Raw genomic sequence first — 16762 nt, 5'->3', positions numbered from 1 at the left:
CGCGTGGCCCTCCGGCCACGCCCTGCCCCGTTGCATCTGGAGGCCACGGCTGTGTCAGCGTCACCGTTCGCGATCCGGCCCGACCGGGTCGGCAAGGCCCACCGGCTCGGCCGTACCCCTCGGCAGCGGGCGGTCGCGGCCGCGGTGGCTGTCCTCAGCGTGGCGGGCCTGTCGTTCGCCTCGTTCACACCGCAGAGTTCCGCGGCCGGTGCCGAGTACCTCAAGGCCACCGCCCCGGGCAGCTGGACCATCGTGGGCAACGGCAACGGCCACGGCCACGGTCTGAGCCAGTACGGAGCGCGCGGCGCGGCCGGCGCGGGCCTGACCTACCAGCAGATCCTCGCCTTCTACTATCCGGGCACGAGCCTGGCCGCGCTCGCCGGTAGCTCCGTCCGGGTGGGTCTGACCTCTGACGGAGCCGTCACCACCATCGGCACCGGAGCGGGCCTGACGCTCAGCTGGAGCGGCGGCTCCAAAGCCCTGTCGGTGGCCGGGGCCAGCCGCTGGCGCCTGACGCCGTCCGGATCGGGTTTCGCGGTGGCTTATCTCAGCGCCGGGGCCTGGCACACCTCCTTCACCGTGGCGGCCACCAGCGCCGCGTTCAGCGCCAGTTCCGGGCGGGTGCGGCGCTGGCTGTCCGACGGCAGCTCGACGGTGTATCGAGGGACGCTGGGCGCGGTCCGGTCCGGCGCCGGCGAGATCACGGTCAACAAGGTGGGCCTGGACGATTACGTGCGCGGTGTCGTCCCCCGCGAGATGCCCTCGTCCTGGCAGGCTGCGGCGGTGCAGGCCCAGGCGGTCGCCGCTCGCAGCTACGCGCGTTACGCGGTGGAGCACAACGCGTCCAACAGCTATGACATCTGCGACACCACCTCCTGCCAGGTCTATGCGGGCAAGGAACACGACGCCGCCGGCGGTGGACTGGTCTACGGCGAGGAGACCGGCTCCGAGGCAGCGGTCGTCGCGACCGCCGGCCGCGTCCTCAGGTACGGCTCGAGCACCATCTTCGCGCAGTTCTCAGCCTCGAACGGGGGCTGGACCACCGACGGCGGCCAGCCGTATCTGGTCGCCAAGGCCGACCCGTACGAGGCTTCCAGTGGCGACCCGTACCTCGGGTGGTCCAGGACCGTGAGCCAGCGCGCGGTCGCCTCCTACTACGGCCTGAGCAGCCTGGCCAAGATCGTCATCAACACCCGGGACGGGCACGGCCAATGGGGCGGCCGGATCACCGCGGCCACCGTCTACGGCACGGGCGGCGGTCAGGCGCGGTCGGTCTCGACGACCGGTTTCGAGCTGGCCGACGCGATGAACATCCCGCAGGCCTGGTTCGCCGGCACCTCGAACTCCTTGACCGGCCACCTCGATTCCGTGGTGTTGCAGGACGGGCACACGGCAGTCCTCACCGGCTGGGTCTGGGATCCGGCCAGCACGGCGGGAACCGGCCGCGTTCACACCTACGTCGACGGGACCGGCAAGTCCAGTACGTCGGCACTCGCCCGGCCGGACGTCCAGGCCAGCGTCGGGTCCGGATCCGACCTGCTCGGCTTCTCGGTCACGATGCCGGTGCCGAACGGCGCGCACAAGGTGTGTGCCTTCGCCGCCGCCAGCGGCCAGTCCGACGTCCTGCTGGGCTGCGTCGTGCTGACGGCCAGTGACAGCCCGATCGGCCAGACCGAATCGGTGACGAGGGTGTCCGGCCATCCGGGCGGGGCGGGCACGGTGCGGTTCAGCGGGTGGACCTTCGACCCCAACCTCAACGGTGGCCCGAACGGCCGGGTACACGTCTACGTCGGGGCGAAGGGCTATTCCTTCGCTGCGTCCTCCGCCCGTCCGGACATCCAGTCGCGCTATCACCTGGCCGGCAACCAGGTCGGCTTCAGCGTGCCGGTCGCGGTCCCCACCGGTCGCCACCAGATCTGCGTTTTCGGCATCAACGTGGCCGGCGCGGGCAGTAATCGGTTGCTGTCCTGCCGCACTATCGGCTGACGGATCGTCTGATCGGACGTCCGAGGCGGTCCGTTAGACTCCCTCCGATGCGCAGTCACCCCGGGCCGCGCGACATGGTCTGGTGGTGAGGGCGCCCTCGTGCGTGGCATGCGATCGAGCTGGATCGACAGGCTCATGTTCGGTCTTCTGGGGTTGTTCGTCGTCGCCACCATCGGACAGGCGCTGGTCGGCGGGGCCACCCTCATCGACGCCAACCTGTTCACCCGCTACGTGCCGTGGCAGTCGGCGAACGGGGTCGACATCGCCAACAGCAACATCTGCCGTGGCGACACCCTGGACACGATCTTGCCGACCGTGGCGCAGATCCGGACCTCGTTGCTGCACGGGCACTTTCCGAGTTGGTCGACGCGCTCGGTGGGCGGTTTCTCCCTCGGCGGCATCCCCAACGGCGGCCAGTTCTCCCCGCTGTCCTGGCCGTATTTCGTCCTGCCGCTCTGGCTGGCCCCGGCCTTCGTCAAGCTGACCGAATTCGCCGTCGCCATCGGCGGGATGGTGCTCTACCTGCGGCGGCTGCGGGCCTCCCGGGCGGCGGGCATCCTGGCCGGCATCATCTTCGCGACCAGCTCCTTCATGGTGATGTGGAGCAACTGGCCCCAGACCAGAGTCGCCGCGCTGATCCCGGCGCTGTTCTGGTCGACCGAACTGTTGGTGCAACGCAAACGGGCGAGCTCGATGTTGCCGCTGGCCGTGGTCGTGATGTCGATGCTGTTGGGCGGCTTCCCGTCCGTCACCGGGATGGCCATCTACGCGGCGGCACCGTACTTCCTCGTACGCCTGGTGGTGCTGCACCGGCGTGATCTGCGCCCGATCGTCGCCGGTCTGGGTTACGCGGTCGGTGCGCTGGCGCTGGGCTTCGGCCTGTCGGCCTTCCAGCTCTGGCCCTTCGCCAAGCAGCTGAAGACCGTCAACCTCGACTACCGCCAGCAGCTTCCGAGCTTCCACTCCAGCCTGTCGAGTCTGGTGACCACCTTCGCGGGTGACTCCCAGGGCACCTGCGTCAACGGGCAGTCGCTGACTCCTACCAACCCGATCGAGAACGTCGCATACATCGGGGCGATCACCATCGTGCTGGCCCTGGCCGCGGTCTTCGCGCGCTCGCGTATGCGCGGCAGCGATGGTGTGGCCCGCAGCGCCGGCGCGATCCTGACCGTCACCCTGGTCGTGGTCGTCGTCGTGTGCTGGTTCGGTGGCCCGCCACTGGCGGCCCTGCAGCACCTGCCGGTCTTCTCCAACAACGCCATCGGGCGGATCCGCTCGCTGTTCGGCTTCCTGGTCGCCGCCCTGGCCGGTCTCGGCTTCGACCGGCTGATGCGGATCAACGGCCTGATCGGTCCGGCCGAGCCGACTGACACCGCCGCCGCCGCTGAGGCGCAACCGATCGAGGAAGCTGCCGACGAGCCGGAAACCGATTCCCGGGTGCTGTCGGCTATCGGCGCCCAGGGCCGGGGTCCGCTGGCCCGCGTGCTGCAGGGCCCGGGCGGGTGGATCGCCGGCGGCCTGCTCACCGCCGTCATCGCGCTCGTCCTGGCGGCCGCGCTCAAGGACGCCCACACCCAGGCTGCCGTCGCCCGGCAGCTGCACTACTTCTCCAAGGCCACCCGGGCCGGCGTGGAACTGCTGATCGCCGGCTTCCTGCTGCTGGCCGGGGCGCTGATCGGCCCGCGCTGGCTGCGGATCGTGGCGATCGTGCTGCTGCCGGTGCTGGCGGTGGGCCAGAGCGTCACGTTCTTCCGCGAGGCGATGCCCACCAACAACCGCGACAACTTCTACCCGGTGACGACGACCCATTCCTTCCTGGAGGCCAACCTCGGCGGTGATCGCTTCGCCTCCAGCGACAACATCCTGTACCCGGCGACGTCGGTGTACTACGGGCTGCGCACTCCGGTCGGGCACGAGTTCACCCAGGATTCCTGGAAGGAGCTGCTCACCAGCGTCGACCCGCAGGCGATGCTCACCCCCACGTTCTCCCAGTTCCACGAAGCGGCGCTGAACGCCAAGACGGCCGGCGATCTCAAGGTGCTCGACCAGCTGGCGGTGAAGTACTTCGTGGGCGACGACTACGAGATTCCGGGGACCGTCGTGGCCGTGCCGCCGACCGCGACGACCTTCCCCGCCGGCAACGGCCAGCAGCTCACCTGCCCGTCGCTGGCCGGGCCGCTGCGCGCGGTGACTGTGGCGTTCCCGCACGGACTGCCCGGCACCGCCGAGCCCGGGGTGACCGTGCATGCCGAGGTCCAGACCCCGACCGGGACGATCTCGGGGGCCCGCTCGCTCGGCGGCGGTTTCTCATCCCCCAACCAGATCTCGATCGCGGTTCCCGGCGAGGACATCCCGGCCGGTACCGCGGTGACGGCCAAGGTCTGGACGACCGGTGCCGCGGGCACGTTCGACGTCTCCGGGGCGGCGGGCGTCCCGTCGTGCGGCACGATCGCCCCGGTCAAGGACAACCTCAAACTCGTCCACAGCGATGGTGGCGCGATCGTGTACCGGCGTCTGTCGGCGGTGTCGCGCGTCCACTGGGCCTCCCGGTCGAGCGTGGTCACCGACCCCGTTCAGCGCCTGGCCGCGCTGAAGGCCGGCCTGCCCGACGGCGGCGTGATCCTGGATTCGGCTGCCCCGGCCGCCTCCGGGAGCGGCGCCAAGGTCACAGTCGCCGATGACGCCGAGAGCACGCTCGATGTCGATGTGGACGCTCAGGGCTCGGGCTATCTCGTAGTCGCCGACTCCATGCAACAGCCCGGCTGGTCGGCGAGCGTGGACGGCCGGACGGTTCCCCTGGTCCCGGCCAACAACGCGATGGTCGCGGTGGACGTTCCGGCCGGACAGCACCGGGTCGTGCTGCGTTACACGGTGCCGGGACTGAGGCTGGGAACCGCGGCGTCGGCCCTGTCCTGGGTGATCTTCGCCGTGCTCGTCCTGCTGTGGTGGCGGCGTCGGCGCGTGGTTTCCCATGCGCGCACAACCGGTGACACGGCGCGGTCACGGTAGTATCACTGCGGCTATCCACCGGTGGCCGGCTGACCCGCGGCCGCGGCCCTTGGGGCCCCGGCGACCGGTTCACGACTAAGTGAGGTTCATTCCGTGCGACTCGTGGTCCAGGTTCCCTGCCTGAACGAAGAAGAGACTCTGCCGCTCGTCCTTGAGTCGATCCCGAAGTCGATCCCCGGTATCGACGAGATCATCGTGTTGATCATCGACGACGGGTCCTCCGACCGGACGGTCGATGTCGCCAAGTCCTACGGCGTCACGCACTTCGTCCGTCACGCGCGCAACCGCGGCCTGGGCCGGTCCTTCCACGACGGCGTCCAGCGAGCGCTCGAACTCGGTGCCGACATCGTGGTGAACACCGACGGCGACAACCAGTACCCGCAGGAGCGGATCACCGACCTGGTCCAGCCGATCATCCGCGGCGAGGCCGACATCGTGATCGGCGACCGGCAGGTCCACCTGGTCGAGCACTTCTCCCGGGGCAAGGTCGCGCTGCAGAAGTTCGGCAGCAACATCGTCAACCGCGCCGCCGGCACCGATCTGCCCGACGCCGCCAGCGGGTTTCGTGCCTACTCGCGCGAGAGCATCATGCTGCTGAACACGATCACCCGGTTCAGCTACTGCATGGAGACGATCATCCAGGCGGGTAACAAGAAGCTCAAGATCGCCAGCCTGCCGATCCTCACCAACCCCAAGACTCGTGAGTCCCGCCTGTTCAACTCCAGCTACCAGCACGTCCTGAAGTCGGCGGGCGCGATCGTGCGCTCCTACATCATGTACAAGCCGTACGTGATCTTCAGCTGGCTGGCCGGCGTCCTCGGCGCGCTCGGGCTGCTGCCCTTCCTCCGCTTCCTGATCCTGCAGTTCACCAACTCTCCGGGCAGTCACCTGCAGTCGCTGCTCGTCGGTGCCGTCCTGCTGATCATGTCCTTCATGAGCGTGATCATCGGCATCCTCTCCGACTTGATCCGCACGAACCGCATGCTCATCGAGGACAGCCTCGAACATACGAAGAAGATGCGCTTCAACCAGGGCGAGGATCTGTCCCAGGCCGAGCTGCGGGTCTCGGCCTGAGGATCGACTTCCTGCTGGAGCAGGCCCTGGCCCCGGTTCCGGGCGGGACGGGCCGCTACAGCGTCGAACTGGCCGCGGCGCTCGCGCAGTCCGCCGATCCCTCGGATCGGGTTCGTGGCGTGACCGCCTGGCACCGCGATCTCACCGCGGCCCGCGCGGCCGGTGTCCCGCTGACCCGGCTCCCGTTGCCGGCCCGCGGGCTCGTGCTGGCCTGGGAGCATCGGTCCGGCCCGCGGCTTTCCCGCGCGGACCTCGTCCACGCGCCGACACCCCTGCTGCCCCCGCCGAGCCGCGCCCCGCTGGTGGTCACCATCCACGACACCGTTCCCTGGACCCACCCGGAGACCCTGACCCCGCGCGGGGTCAGGTGGCACATCGAGATGGCCGAGCGTGCCGTCGAGCAGGCCGCCGCGATCGCGGTGCCGAGCCAGGTGGTGGCGCGTGAGCTGCTGGGCGTGCTGCCCGGCTTGGAACCCGCGCGGGTCCACGTGCTCGGCGCCGGCGTCTCGGCGGCGTTCCGGGCCGAGCCGGACCCGGCCGCGGTCGCCGCCGCGGTGACCGCCTTCGGTCTCGACGAACGGCCCTACGTGCTGTCGCTGGCCACCCTGGAACCCCGCAAGGGACTCGACGTCGCGCTCGCCGCGCTGGCCCTAACCGCCGCGGGCGGACCGGTTCTGGCCATCGTCGGACAGCCGGGCTGGGGCGGTCTCGACCTGGTCGGTGCCGCCGCGCGGCTCGGGCTACCGGCCGAGCGGGTGAAGCTGCTGGGACGCGTGTCCGACCCGGAGCTGCACCTGCTGCTGCGCGGTGCCCGAGCGCTGCTGATGCCCAGTCGTGCGGAGGGTTTCGGGCTGCCCGTCGCCGAGGCGATGGCCGCGGGGACGCCGGTCATCAGTTCCGACGCGCCTGCCCTGGTGGAGGTCGCGGGCCAGGCCGCGCTGGTCGTGGCGCGCGAGGACGCCGGTGCGTTGGCGGCGGCCATCGAGCGGGTGCTGACCGAACCGGGCCTCGCCGAGTCGCTGAGCGCAGCCGGACGCGCACAGGCGGCGAGCTACACCTGGCCGAAGGTCGCCGAACGAGCCTGGGCGCTGTATCGGAGCCTGGTCCGGGGCGCGAATTGACCGCCGGCGTCCGGGCCGGACGGTAAACTTCCACGGTTCGCCCGGACGGCTCACGCCGGGCCGGCACGCCAGTCGACAGACAGGTCGCGACCAGCCCGCGGGGCCCGGTCCGGCCGGAACGGATGGAGCTCGCGGTGTTGCGTGTACTGCTCGACGCCACCGCCATCCCGGTCGACCGACGTGGTGTGGGCCGCTACCTCGAGGAGCTGATCCCGGCGCTGGCGCGCACCGACGGGCTGGCGCTGGTGGTGGCCGCGCAGGCTCACGATGCCGAGGCATTCGGCCGGACCGGCGCCGAGGTGGTCGCGGCGAGCGGACGGATCGCTTCCCGGCGAAACCGGATGGTGTGGGAACAGACCACCTTGCCCGCTCTTGCCCGCCGGGTCGGGGCGCAGGTGGTGCACTCACCGCATTACACGATGCCGCTCGCGTGCCGGGTTCCGGTAGTGGTCACCCTTCACGACGCCACCTTCTTCTCCAATCCCGACCTGCACCAACCGCTCAAACGGCACTTCTTCCGGGCAGCGACGCGGCTGGCCGTGCGACGAGCCGCGGCCCTGGTGGTGCCCTCCGCCGCCACCCGGGACGAGCTCGTCCGGCTGGTGTCCCCGGCGGCCGCGCGAGCCGTGGTGGCCCACCACGGCGTGGACTCGGCCACCTTCCACCGGCCCAGCGACGCGGAGATCGAGCAGCTGCGCCGCGATCTCGACCTCGGTTCGCAGGACTACGTCGCGTTCCTGGGCACGATCGAGCCGAGGAAGAACCTGGTGAACCTGGTGCGCGGCTGGCAGCAGGCAGCGTCCGGCCGGGACCGGGCGCCGGCCATGGTGCTGGCCGGTGGACGCGGGTGGGACGCCGAGATCGACGACGCCGTCGCGGCCGTCACACGCAGCGCCCCGTCGCTGCGTCTGTTGCGGCCCGGTTACCTTCCTGTCGAGTCTCTGCGCGCCCTGCTCGGCGGCGCCGAGGTGGTGGCCTATCCCGCCCTCGGCGAGGGCTTCGGCCTGCCCGTGCTCGAGGCGATGGCGTGCGGGACGGCGGTGCTCACCACCCGCCGCCTGGCCCTTCCCGAGGTGGGCGGGGACGCGGTGGCCTACACCGAGACCGACGCAGCTTCGATCGCGGCGGCGCTCACCGGCCTGCTCGACGATCCCGGGCGCCGCTTGCAGCTGGCCGCGGCGGGTATCGCCCGGGCCGCGGAGTTCACCTGGGACCGTGCCGCCCAGGCGCATCTGCACGCGTTCCGGACGGCGCTTTCCCGATGACGCCGCCCACACCGATGACACCGCCCGCCCAGCCGACACCGCCGGCTCCGGTGTCCGTGGTCACGGTCACGTACTCGCCGGGGGACACCCTGGCGGCGTTCCTGGACTCGGTCCGGCTCGCCGATGGCTCTACGGTGCCCGTGGTGGTCGCCGACAACGGCTCGACCGATGGTTCGGTCGAACGCGCGGTGATCCGTCCGGGCCTGCAACTGGTGCGCACCGGTGGCAATCTCGGCTTCGGGCAGGCGGCCAACCGCGGCGTTGCGGCCACGGCCACCGAATGGGTCCTCATCGCCAATCCCGACGTGATCCTGCGCGAGGACACGCTCGATGCCCTGCTCGCCGCCACGAGCCGGTGGCCACGGGCGGGCGCGTTGGGTCCGCTCATCCGAACCGGCGACGGCGCGATCTACCCGTCCGCCCGCGCCCTTCCGTCCCTGGGGCGTGGCGTCGGGCACGCGTTGTTCGGCTGGTTCTGGCCCACGAACCCGTGGACGTCGGCCTACCGGCGGGAGAAGGACGCGGTCACCGAGCGCACAGCGGGCTGGCTGTCCGGCTCGTGCGTGTTGGTGCGGCGGGTGGCCTTCGACGCGGTCGGCGGCTTCGATCCCAAGTTCTTCATGTACTTCGAGGACGTCGACCTCGGCGAGCGACTGGACCGGGCCGGCTGGCTCAACGTCTACGTGCCCTCGGCCGAGATCGTCCACCTCGGCGGCCACTCCACGTCCCGGCACCGCTCGGCGATGCTGGCCGAGCACCACCACAGCGCGATGACGTACCTGGCCGGGCGTTATCCGGGCCTGCGCCACGCACCGCTGCGGCTGGCGCTGCGACTGGGCCTGGGCGCGCGCGCACGCCTGCTGGAACGACTCTCGCGCCGGCCGGCCCCCGGTGTGGGCGGTGCGCCGGCCGGAGGTTCCGTGATCGAAACATCGACTCGACACGATGACCCAGTAGACCGCGGACCCTCAGAAACAGGGAGATCGACATGAGCGCACAGCGGCGCGACGACGTGGACGCCGTCGTCCTGGTGGGTGGGAAGGGCACGCGGTTACGGCCACTGACCCTCTCGGCACCCAAGCCCATGCTGCCGACCGCCGGTGTGCCGTTCCTGACGCACCTGCTGTCCCGGATCAAGGCCGCCGGCGTCGATCACGTCATCCTGGGCACGAGCTACCAGGCCGAGGTGTTCAGCGAGTACTTCGGCGACGGAGCGTCCCTGGGGCTGGATCTGGAGTACGTGATCGAGACCGAGCCGCTCGGCACCGGCGGGGCGATCGGCAACGTCGCGCACCTGCTGCGCGGCTCTACCGCGATGATCTTCAACGGCGACGTGCTGTCGGGCTGCGATCTGTCGGCGCTACTGGCCCGGCACGAGCGAGCCCAGGCCGATGTGACGCTGCATCTGACGAAAGTCTCGGACCCGCGTGCGTTCGGGTGCGTCCCCACCGACCCGGACGGGCGGGTGACCGGGTTCCTCGAGAAGGATCCGGACCCGGTCACCGACCAGATCAACGCCGGCACGTACGTCTTCACCCGCGAGGTCGTCGAGTCGATCCCGGTGGGCCGGCCGGTGTCGGTCGAGCGGGAGACGTTCCCGCAGCTGCTCGAGTCCGGAGCCATGCTGGTCGGCTACGTGGACTCGACGTACTGGCGTGATCTCGGCAAGCCCAGTGACTTCGCGGCCGGCTCGGCCGACCTGGTGCGCGGGCTGGCCCCGAGCGCGGTCCTGGCCGGGCGTACCGGTGAGGCCCTCGTGCTCGAGGGCTGCGCGATCGCGCCGGACGCCACCCTGACCGGTGGAACCACCGTCGGGCGCGGCTGCACGGTCGGTTCCGGCGCGGTGGTGATCGGCTCGGTGCTCTTCGACGGCGCGGTCGTGGCGGCCGGTGCCCGGATCACCGACAGCATCGTCGGCACCGACGCCCGGATCGGAGAAGGCAGCGTCCTGTGCGACGTGGTCATCGGGGACCGGGCCCGGATCGGACGCAATGTCGAACTGCTGGCGGGCGCGCGGGTCTGGCCCGAGGTGGAGTTGCCCGATGGCGGCGTCCGGTTCTCGGCGGACCGCTGAGCCTCGATGACCGGCACGCCCGAGCTCCTGCGTCGGCTCCCGTTGTCCGGCCCGCTGGACCTTGCCCGCACGCTGGGCCTGCACCGGCGTAGCTCTGCCGATCCGAGCATGGTCGTCCGCTTCGACGGCCTGTGGCGAGCGAGCCGGACGCCGGTCGGTCCGGCGACCCTGGTCCTGTCGCAGCGCGACGGCGTGCTCACCGGCCGAGCCTGGGGTCCCGGCGCCGACTGGACCCTCGACGGGCTGCCTCTGCTGGTGGGCGAGACCGAGGCGGAGCGAGCGGCCTGGGCCGAGCTGGACCTGACCAGGGTCCCGCACCTGGCCGAGGTCCGACGGACGAGGGCCGGTGTGCACCTGTCCGGAACCCGCCTGGTGCTCGAGGCCCTCGTCCCCGGCTGCCTGGAGCAGCGGGTGACCGGGGGTGAGGCGTGGCGGGCCTGGCGCGGGCTGTTGCGCCGGTTCGGTGAGCCGGCCCCGGTACCGGCCGCCCGGGCCGACGCGCCGGAACTGTGGTTGATGCCAGCGCCCTCGGACCTGCTCGCGATCCCGACGTGGGAGTGGCACCGGCTCGGGGTGGACTCGCAGCGGTACCGGAGCATCCGTGCCGCCGGTACGGTCGCCCGCCGTCTGGAGGAGTCGGTGTCCCTGGCTCTGTCCGGCGATCCGGCCTCGGCGTCCCGACGCCTTCGGGTCGTTCCCGGGGTCGGTGAGTGGACCGCGGCCGAGGTCGCCCTGCGCGCCTGGGCCGACCCGGACGCCGTCAGCGTGGGGGACTTTCACCTGAAGAACCTGGTGGGTTATGCGCTGGCCGGTGCGGTGCGTACCACCGACGAGACGATGCTGGAACTGCTGGCGCCGTGGCGGGGACACCGGGCGCGCATCGTGCGGCTGATCGAGCTGTCCGGCCGGACGCCGCAGAAGTTCGGGCCGCGCTTCAGCCCGAACGACATCCGCGCCATCTGAGCTCTCAGTACAGCGGCCCGATCAACGACCGAATTCGTCCAGGACGGAGTCCGACAGCGCCGGCCACGCGTTCGCGGCCCACTCGTCGAAGGGCCGATCGCTCAGCGCCACCAGCGCGAGTCCGGCGGCCGGATCGAGCCAGACCATGGTGCCGCTGCGCCCGAAATGCCCATACGTCGCCGGCGAATTCCGCGCTCCGGTCCAGTGGGGTTGCTTGTGGTCGCGGATCTCGAAGCCCAGCCCCCAGTCGTTGTGTTCCTGACGTCCGAAGCCGGGCAGCACACCGGACAGCCCGGGGAACTGCACGGTGGTCGCTGCCTGCAGGCTGCTGGCGTGCAGCAGCCCGGCCGGGTCGAGCAGGTGCGCGAGCAGGCCGGCCAGGTCGGACACGCCGGCCCAGGCGTCCTTGGCGGGTGAACCACGCAGCTCGGCCGCCGACATGGCAAGCGGCGCGAACAGCGCCTCGGACAGGTACTGGGCGAAGGGCATCTCCGTGGCCGCCTCGACCATGGTCCCGATGAGGTCGTAGCCGGCGTTGGAGTAGATCCGGCGGGTGCCCGCGGACGCCGCCCGGATGGGCTTGTCCGGCGCGATTCCCGACGCGTGCGCCAGCAGATGCCGCAGGGTCGCGCCCGGCAGCTGCGCGGCGACGGACGCATCGACCAGCCCGGTCTCGCCGAGGGCCACGTCGAGGCCGAGGGCGCCTTCCTCGACCGCGACGAGGGTGGCCAGCGCGGTCAGCGGTTTGGTCACCGAGGCGAGCAGGAACGGCTCGTCCAGGTCGCCATGGCCGGCGATCACACCCGCCGCGGACACGACCGCCGCCGCGGCTCTTGTCACCGGCCAGGACCGCAGCTGTTGCAGGGCATTCACCGGCGTCCCGTTCGCAGGGCCCGCGCGATGAGCGCCGGCAACTCCGCAGCGACGCCGCTCGGCAGTGCGTCGACCGGCCACCAGCGCAGGTCGTCGGATTCGGAGCTGATCACCGCCTGGGCCCCCAGCGGGGCGACTCCGACGAAGCGGACGTCGAAGTGGCGCGTCGGGACGCCCAGCGAGCAGGTGATCGGGTGCACATCCAGGTCGAAGGGCCAGGGTTCCAGCGCGATCCCCGCGATACCGCTCTCCTCGGCGGCCTCACGTGCGGCGGCGGCCAGGATCGAGTCGTCGTCGTCCTCGACATGGCCGCCGAGCTGCAGCCAGGCACCCACTCGCGGGTGCAGGGTGAGCAGCACGTGGGTGCGGTCGTGGTCGAAGACGAGCACGCTGGCGGTCACGTGTCCGGGCGCGCAGGCCCGCCGGGTGGCGTCGGGCCGCGCGGCCAGCAGGGCGTAGAAGCCTTCCCGGATCGCGGCCTGCCCCGTGCCGTCGGCGGCGTCGAGCGGCATCGCGGCCAGGGTGGCCAGGGTGTCGGCGTGCAGCGCGGTGACCGCCGCCGTCACGCCGTCCGGATCCGCGCCCGAGGCCTGCGCCTGGCCCAGGGCGATCGCCTCGTTCGTGCCGAGCCGGAACAGGTCCTCACCCGCGCCCCGGATGAGCCGGCGGGTTCCGAGACCGTCGTCGGTGTAGCGCCAGCCGCGGACCACGGCGACGGGAATGTCGTTCAGCTTTCCTTTGACCAGGTCGCCCGCGGCGGCGAGTTCATCGGCCACCGCGACCTCCGTCACGATCAGAGTGTTGCCGAACTTGTCCACGGCGCCCCGTTCGTCGGTGACGGCGGTCAGCCCGGCCACCCCGATGGCGATGTCGGTGATGCCGTGCCGCCACGGCCGCCCGAAGGAATCGGAGACGACGACGCCGACGTTCACGCCGAGCCGGTCGGCCAGGCCGGCACGCAACGCCGCCGCCGAGGCGTCGGGATCCACGGGCAGCAACGCGATCTCGCCGGCGGCCACGTTCGAGGCGTCCACCCCGGCCGCGGCCATCACCAAGCCCTGCCGGGTCTCGGCGATGGTGAGGCTCCCGCGCCTGGCCACGACTCGCGCGGTCTCGGCCACGATCGCCTGGTCGCGGGCCGCCTGGCGTTCGGCGTCGGTCACTCCCGCCGCGACCAGCCGGCCCTCGGCCTTGGACACGATCTTGGACGTGATGACCAGGACGTCGCCGTCGCGCAACCAACCGGCGGCGGCGGCCAGCTCGGCGACCAGATCGGTCCCGGGCCGGATCTCGCCGAGCCCGAGGACCGGCAGGATCTCGATGCGGTCGGGGGGCGCGGCACCCGGCCGGCTCACGTGCTGATCCCGACGAGACCGGCCGCGTCGGCCACCATCTCGGCGGTGACCTCCGCGGAGGTCATCAGCAGCGGGCGCTGGCGCACCGAGACCCCCGGGACGACCGCACTGTCCCCGCTGTGAACGAGCCAGCCGTCGAGCAGCCCGCCGTCCCGTCGGGACCCGTAGTGCAACCCGACGCCCTCGGCGGTCGTGGGTACGCCGATCACCGCCAGACATCGATCGGCCATCCCGCGGACCGGGGCGCCCCCGACGATCGGCGACAGACCGACGACCGGGGCGGAGGTCGTCCGCACCGCCTCGCCGATACCGTCGACCGCCAGGATCGTGCCGATCGAGACCACGGGGTTGGACGGGGCCACCAGGACCAGGTCCGCTCCGGCGATCGCCTCGATCACCCCCGGAGCGGGTTTGGCCTGGTCCAGCCCGACCTGGACGAAGGCTTCGGCGGCGAGTCCGGCCCGATAACGCACCCACCATTCCTGGAAGTGAATGGCGCGGCGCGGGTCCTCAGGACCGGGGCCGCTGACCACGACGTGGGTTTCGCAGCGTTCGTCGGTCATGGGCAGCAGACGGACGCCGGGTTGCCATCGTTGCGATAACGCCGCGGTGACGTCGGAGAGCCGATAGCCGGCGTCGAGCATCTGCGTGCGGACGAGGTGGGTGGCGATGTCGAGGTCGCCGAGGCCGAACCAGCTCGGCTCGGCGCCGTATTCGGCCAGTGCCTGCTTGATCCGCCAGCTTTCGCCGGCCCGGCCCCAGCCACGCTCGGTGTCGATCACGCCCGCGAGGGTGTAGAGCACGCTGTCCAGGTCCGGCGTGATCCGCAGGCCGTGCATGGTGACGTCGTCGCCGGTGTTCACGATCGCGGTGACCTCGCTCGGGTCGCCGTCCTGCCCGCGCTGCTCGGCGAAGGCGCGCACGCCGGTCAGGAATTTCGCTCCGCCGATGCCGCCGGCCAACACAGTGATGCGCACTCGTCAAAACCTACTGGGTCTGCGCGGGTCAGCCGGAGAGCACCCGGAACAGGGCCAGGCCGCGCTGCTTGCGCAGGGTCTGTTCGACGATCGCGGCGACCGTCGGGTTGCCCTCGAATCCGGCGGTCTTGCCCCAGTCCAGCGCGAGCCGCGGACGAGGTCGACCGCCGGACAGGCCGCCGCCGAGCGCGAGCAGGCCCTCGATCCGTGCGCTGCCCGGGCTGCCCGGGCTGGTCGGGCTGCCCGGGCTGGCTGGGCTGCCCGGGCTGGCTGGGCTGGCTGGGGCAAGCAGACCCTCGATCTCCTGCGCCCGGACCAGCACCGCTCCCGCCGACCCGTCGGTCAACCGCCCGTCCGGCCCGCAGACCCAGATCCCGTTGTCCAGCAAGGCGGTTTCCGCAGCCCTGAGGTCGGCGTCGACGTGGGAGAACCACCGCCCGAAGGGCAGGCCGGGGCGCCCGCCAACGGCTCGATGCACCGAGGCCAGCATCGGATGCGGCGGGGTCCCTGGTTGCGCGTGAGCGACCCGGGGCCCGACGAGCAGTCCCGCCTCGGCCAACTCGACGAGCAACGCGCCCCGGATGGCCATGCCGACGTGCTGGCGATGGGTGATCGAGCCGCTGGCCGGATCCAGGCACAGTCGGGCGACCCGCAACGCCAGCGGCAGGTGTTCACCGTCGAGCGCGGCGTGCTCAGGCTGGCTCGTCGCCAGTCGCGGCGACCGTTGCGCCGGAATGCGCAGGGCCGTCTCGCGACGGTTGCGCAGGAGTCGGCCCACGAAGTGCATCTCGACCTCGGCCGCGCCGAGCGAGATCGCCTTTGCACGCAGGTGCTCGGGCAGATCGTAGTGCCAGCGCCACGGGTGGTCCTGGAAGAACCGGCGCGGCATGCCCAGGTGCGCGGCCAGGGCGTGCAGTTCGTCGCGTTCATCGGCGAGCAGATGGCAGAAGCGGGTGTAGCGAAGGCCCGCGTCGGGATAGTCGCGGACGGTGTCGACGTAGGTCGGCATCAGTAGAGGTTCTCGGCGTAGGACGGGCCGTAGTGCTCGCGGATGGCGGCCAGGTCCTCGTGTGGGCGTTCGACGGTGTGCACGATGTCGGCTCGGTCCGGCACCTGTTCGGGGTGCCACGCCTGCGGATCCCACAGCTTCGACCGCAGAAAAGCCTTGGAGCAGTGGTAGAAGACCTCCTCCACGTCGACCACGAGAGCCAGCGCTGGACGGTGCCCTCGCACCGTCATCCGGTCGAAGAACGGCGCCTGGCGCACCAGCCGGGCGCGGCCGTTGACGCGCAGGGTGTCGGTGCGGCCCGGTACCAGGAAGATCAGCCCGACGTGCGGGTTGGCGAGGACGTTGCGGAAGCCGTCCGCGCGCCGGTTGCCCGGGCGTTCGGCGATGGCCAGCGTGGTCTCGTCCAGCACGAGCGCGAAACCGGCGGGGTCGCCTTTGGGGGAGACGTCGCAGTGTCCGTGCGCGTCAGAGGTGGCGACCAGGCAGAACGGTGAGGCGGCCAGCCACTGTCGATCGAGATCGTGCAGGGCCGGGCGAACCTTGTTCGCCGCGGCGGGCAGTGCGATGCCGAGTATTTCGGTGAGTTCGGCCTCGCTGTGGATCTCGACGGTCGGCTCGGACGGTGCCGAGGGGGCGGGCTGTTCGGGCGGGACGGCGGCCATGAACCCATTATCCGACAGGGGTTGGGCGGATATTCCGACGCCGACCGGGCAGGACGCGCCGAAGATCATCAACCTCCACTTAACGAAGGTTCTACATCGCTACGCTTTCGCCGTCCCGCCCCCCACGGGTACCGCATTCGATTCGTCAGGACCCACACGTGAAGCTCGTCCTCGGACTCGCCACCGCCGCGCTGACGGCCAGCGCCTGTTTCGTCATCGGCTGTGGTGTCGCCGCCTCGGCCGCCGACCAGATCCAGCTGCGGCCCGCCGGGCCCAGGGTGGCCGACGTCGTGAGCATCGTTCAACCCGCGGCCGCGATGGGTTCATCCCGGACGGTCGACACTGTGAGCAGGTCAGCCTCCACTGCACCATGACCGTCGGCAGCGCCTAGGCT

14 protein-coding genes are annotated in these 16762 nt (G+C 71.3%); 9 read left to right on the top strand and 5 right to left on the bottom strand.

The window, feature by feature from the left end; all coding sequences use genetic code 11:
- Positions 1 to 51: 51 nt before the first annotated feature.
- From M6D93_RS14760 to M6D93_RS14725, 8 genes are all read left to right on the top strand, one after another.
- Positions 52 to 1986, top strand: coding sequence for a SpoIID/LytB domain-containing protein (locus M6D93_RS14760; RefSeq protein WP_249770185.1), 1935 nt, complete (start codon positions 52 to 54; stop codon positions 1984 to 1986).
- Positions 1987 to 2121: 135 nt separating this feature from the next.
- Positions 2122 to 4995 carry a YfhO family protein gene (locus M6D93_RS14755; protein WP_249770183.1) on the top strand — a complete coding sequence of 958 codons (2874 nt, stop codon included), beginning with the start codon at positions 2122 to 2124 and terminating at the stop codon, positions 4993 to 4995.
- Positions 4996 to 5088: 93 nt separating this feature from the next.
- A complete protein-coding gene (locus tag M6D93_RS14750; protein WP_249770181.1) occupies positions 5089 to 6069 on the top strand; it encodes a glycosyltransferase family 2 protein in 981 nt (326 codons plus the stop codon).
- Positions 6066 to 7190 carry a glycosyltransferase family 4 protein gene (locus tag M6D93_RS14745; protein ID WP_347343661.1) on the top strand — a complete coding sequence of 375 codons (1125 nt, stop codon included), beginning with the start codon at positions 6066 to 6068 and terminating at the stop codon, positions 7188 to 7190. The genes M6D93_RS14750 and M6D93_RS14745 overlap by 4 nt, the downstream gene beginning before the upstream one ends.
- A 137-nt stretch (positions 7191 to 7327) precedes the next feature.
- The gene (locus M6D93_RS14740) at positions 7328 to 8455 is read left to right on the top strand and encodes a glycosyltransferase family 4 protein (protein ID WP_347343660.1); all 1128 of its coding nucleotides are present in this window, start codon (positions 7328 to 7330) and stop codon (positions 8453 to 8455) included.
- Complete coding sequence (locus tag M6D93_RS14735) at positions 8452 to 9447, top strand: glycosyltransferase family 2 protein (RefSeq protein WP_249770177.1); 996 nt, start codon at positions 8452 to 8454, stop codon at positions 9445 to 9447. The genes M6D93_RS14740 and M6D93_RS14735 overlap by 4 nt, the downstream gene beginning before the upstream one ends.
- Positions 9444 to 10529, top strand: a complete 1086-nt coding sequence (manB, locus tag M6D93_RS14730; protein WP_249770175.1) for a mannose-1-phosphate guanylyltransferase — start codon at positions 9444 to 9446, stop codon at positions 10527 to 10529. Before M6D93_RS14735 ends, manB begins: the two co-directional genes overlap by 4 nt.
- Before the next feature lie 6 nt (positions 10530 to 10535).
- Positions 10536 to 11492: a DNA-3-methyladenine glycosylase family protein gene (locus tag M6D93_RS14725; RefSeq protein ID WP_249770173.1), complete on the top strand. Its 957-nt coding sequence runs from the start codon at positions 10536 to 10538 to the stop codon at positions 11490 to 11492.
- 21 nt (positions 11493 to 11513) lie between these two features.
- Here the strand turns inward: M6D93_RS14725 and M6D93_RS14720 are convergent, their stop codons facing one another.
- From M6D93_RS14720 to M6D93_RS14700, 5 genes are read right to left on the bottom strand one after another with little or no spacing between them, the layout of a single operon-like run.
- Entirely contained in the window at positions 11514 to 12365 is an 852-nt protein-coding gene (locus M6D93_RS14720) for a serine hydrolase domain-containing protein (RefSeq protein WP_249770171.1), read from the bottom strand.
- Positions 12362 to 13720 (bottom strand): coenzyme F420-0:L-glutamate ligase, encoded by a 1359-nt coding sequence (locus tag M6D93_RS14715; RefSeq protein WP_249770169.1) that lies wholly within the window; start codon positions 13718 to 13720, stop codon positions 12362 to 12364. Before M6D93_RS14715 ends, M6D93_RS14720 begins: the two co-directional genes overlap by 4 nt.
- Positions 13717 to 14697 carry a 2-phospho-L-lactate transferase gene (gene cofD, locus M6D93_RS14710; RefSeq protein ID WP_249770167.1) on the bottom strand — a complete coding sequence of 327 codons (981 nt, stop codon included), beginning with the start codon at positions 14695 to 14697 and terminating at the stop codon, positions 13717 to 13719. The genes M6D93_RS14715 and cofD overlap by 4 nt, the downstream gene beginning before the upstream one ends.
- 28 nt (positions 14698 to 14725) lie before the next feature.
- Entirely contained in the window at positions 14726 to 15706 is a 981-nt protein-coding gene (locus M6D93_RS14705; RefSeq protein WP_249770165.1) for a DUF4031 domain-containing protein, read from the bottom strand.
- On the bottom strand, positions 15706 to 16368 hold the full coding sequence (locus tag M6D93_RS14700; RefSeq protein WP_249770163.1) for a pyridoxamine 5'-phosphate oxidase family protein: 663 nt from the start codon (positions 16366 to 16368) through the stop codon (positions 15706 to 15708). The genes M6D93_RS14705 and M6D93_RS14700 overlap by 1 nt, the downstream gene beginning before the upstream one ends.
- 158 nt (positions 16369 to 16526) lie before the next feature.
- Between M6D93_RS14700 and M6D93_RS14695 the strand changes: the two genes are divergently transcribed.
- Entirely contained in the window at positions 16527 to 16742 is a 216-nt protein-coding gene (locus tag M6D93_RS14695; RefSeq protein ID WP_249770161.1) for a hypothetical protein, read from the top strand.
- Positions 16743 to 16762 lie beyond the last annotated feature (20 nt).

The sequence above is a fragment of the Jatrophihabitans telluris genome (assembly GCF_023516435.1).
GTDB lineage: Bacteria > Actinomycetota > Actinomycetes > Mycobacteriales > Jatrophihabitantaceae > Jatrophihabitans_A > Jatrophihabitans_A telluris.
Note: the sequence above shows the minus strand (reverse complement) of the source record. Positions and strands in the feature narration are given on the sequence as shown.

What these genes read in the sequence shown, in the direction of transcription:
- M6D93_RS14755 (WP_249770183.1), top strand. Translation starts at nt 2,122, where the DNA reads ATGTTCGGTCTTCTGGGGTTGTTCGTCGTCGCCACCATCGGACAGGCG.
- M6D93_RS14735 (WP_249770177.1), top strand. Translation starts at nt 8,452, where the DNA reads ATGACGCCGCCCACACCGATGACACCGCCCGCCCAGCCGACACCGCCG.
- manB (WP_249770175.1), top strand. Translation starts at nt 9,444, where the DNA reads ATGAGCGCACAGCGGCGCGACGACGTGGACGCCGTCGTCCTGGTGGGT.
- M6D93_RS14725 (WP_249770173.1), top strand. Translation starts at nt 10,536, where the DNA reads ATGACCGGCACGCCCGAGCTCCTGCGTCGGCTCCCGTTGTCCGGCCCG.
- M6D93_RS14705 (WP_249770165.1), bottom strand. Translation starts at nt 15,706, where the DNA reads ATGCCGACCTACGTCGACACCGTCCGCGACTATCCCGACGCGGGCCTT.
- M6D93_RS14700 (WP_249770163.1), bottom strand. Translation starts at nt 16,368, where the DNA reads ATGGCCGCCGTCCCGCCCGAACAGCCCGCCCCCTCGGCACCGTCCGAG.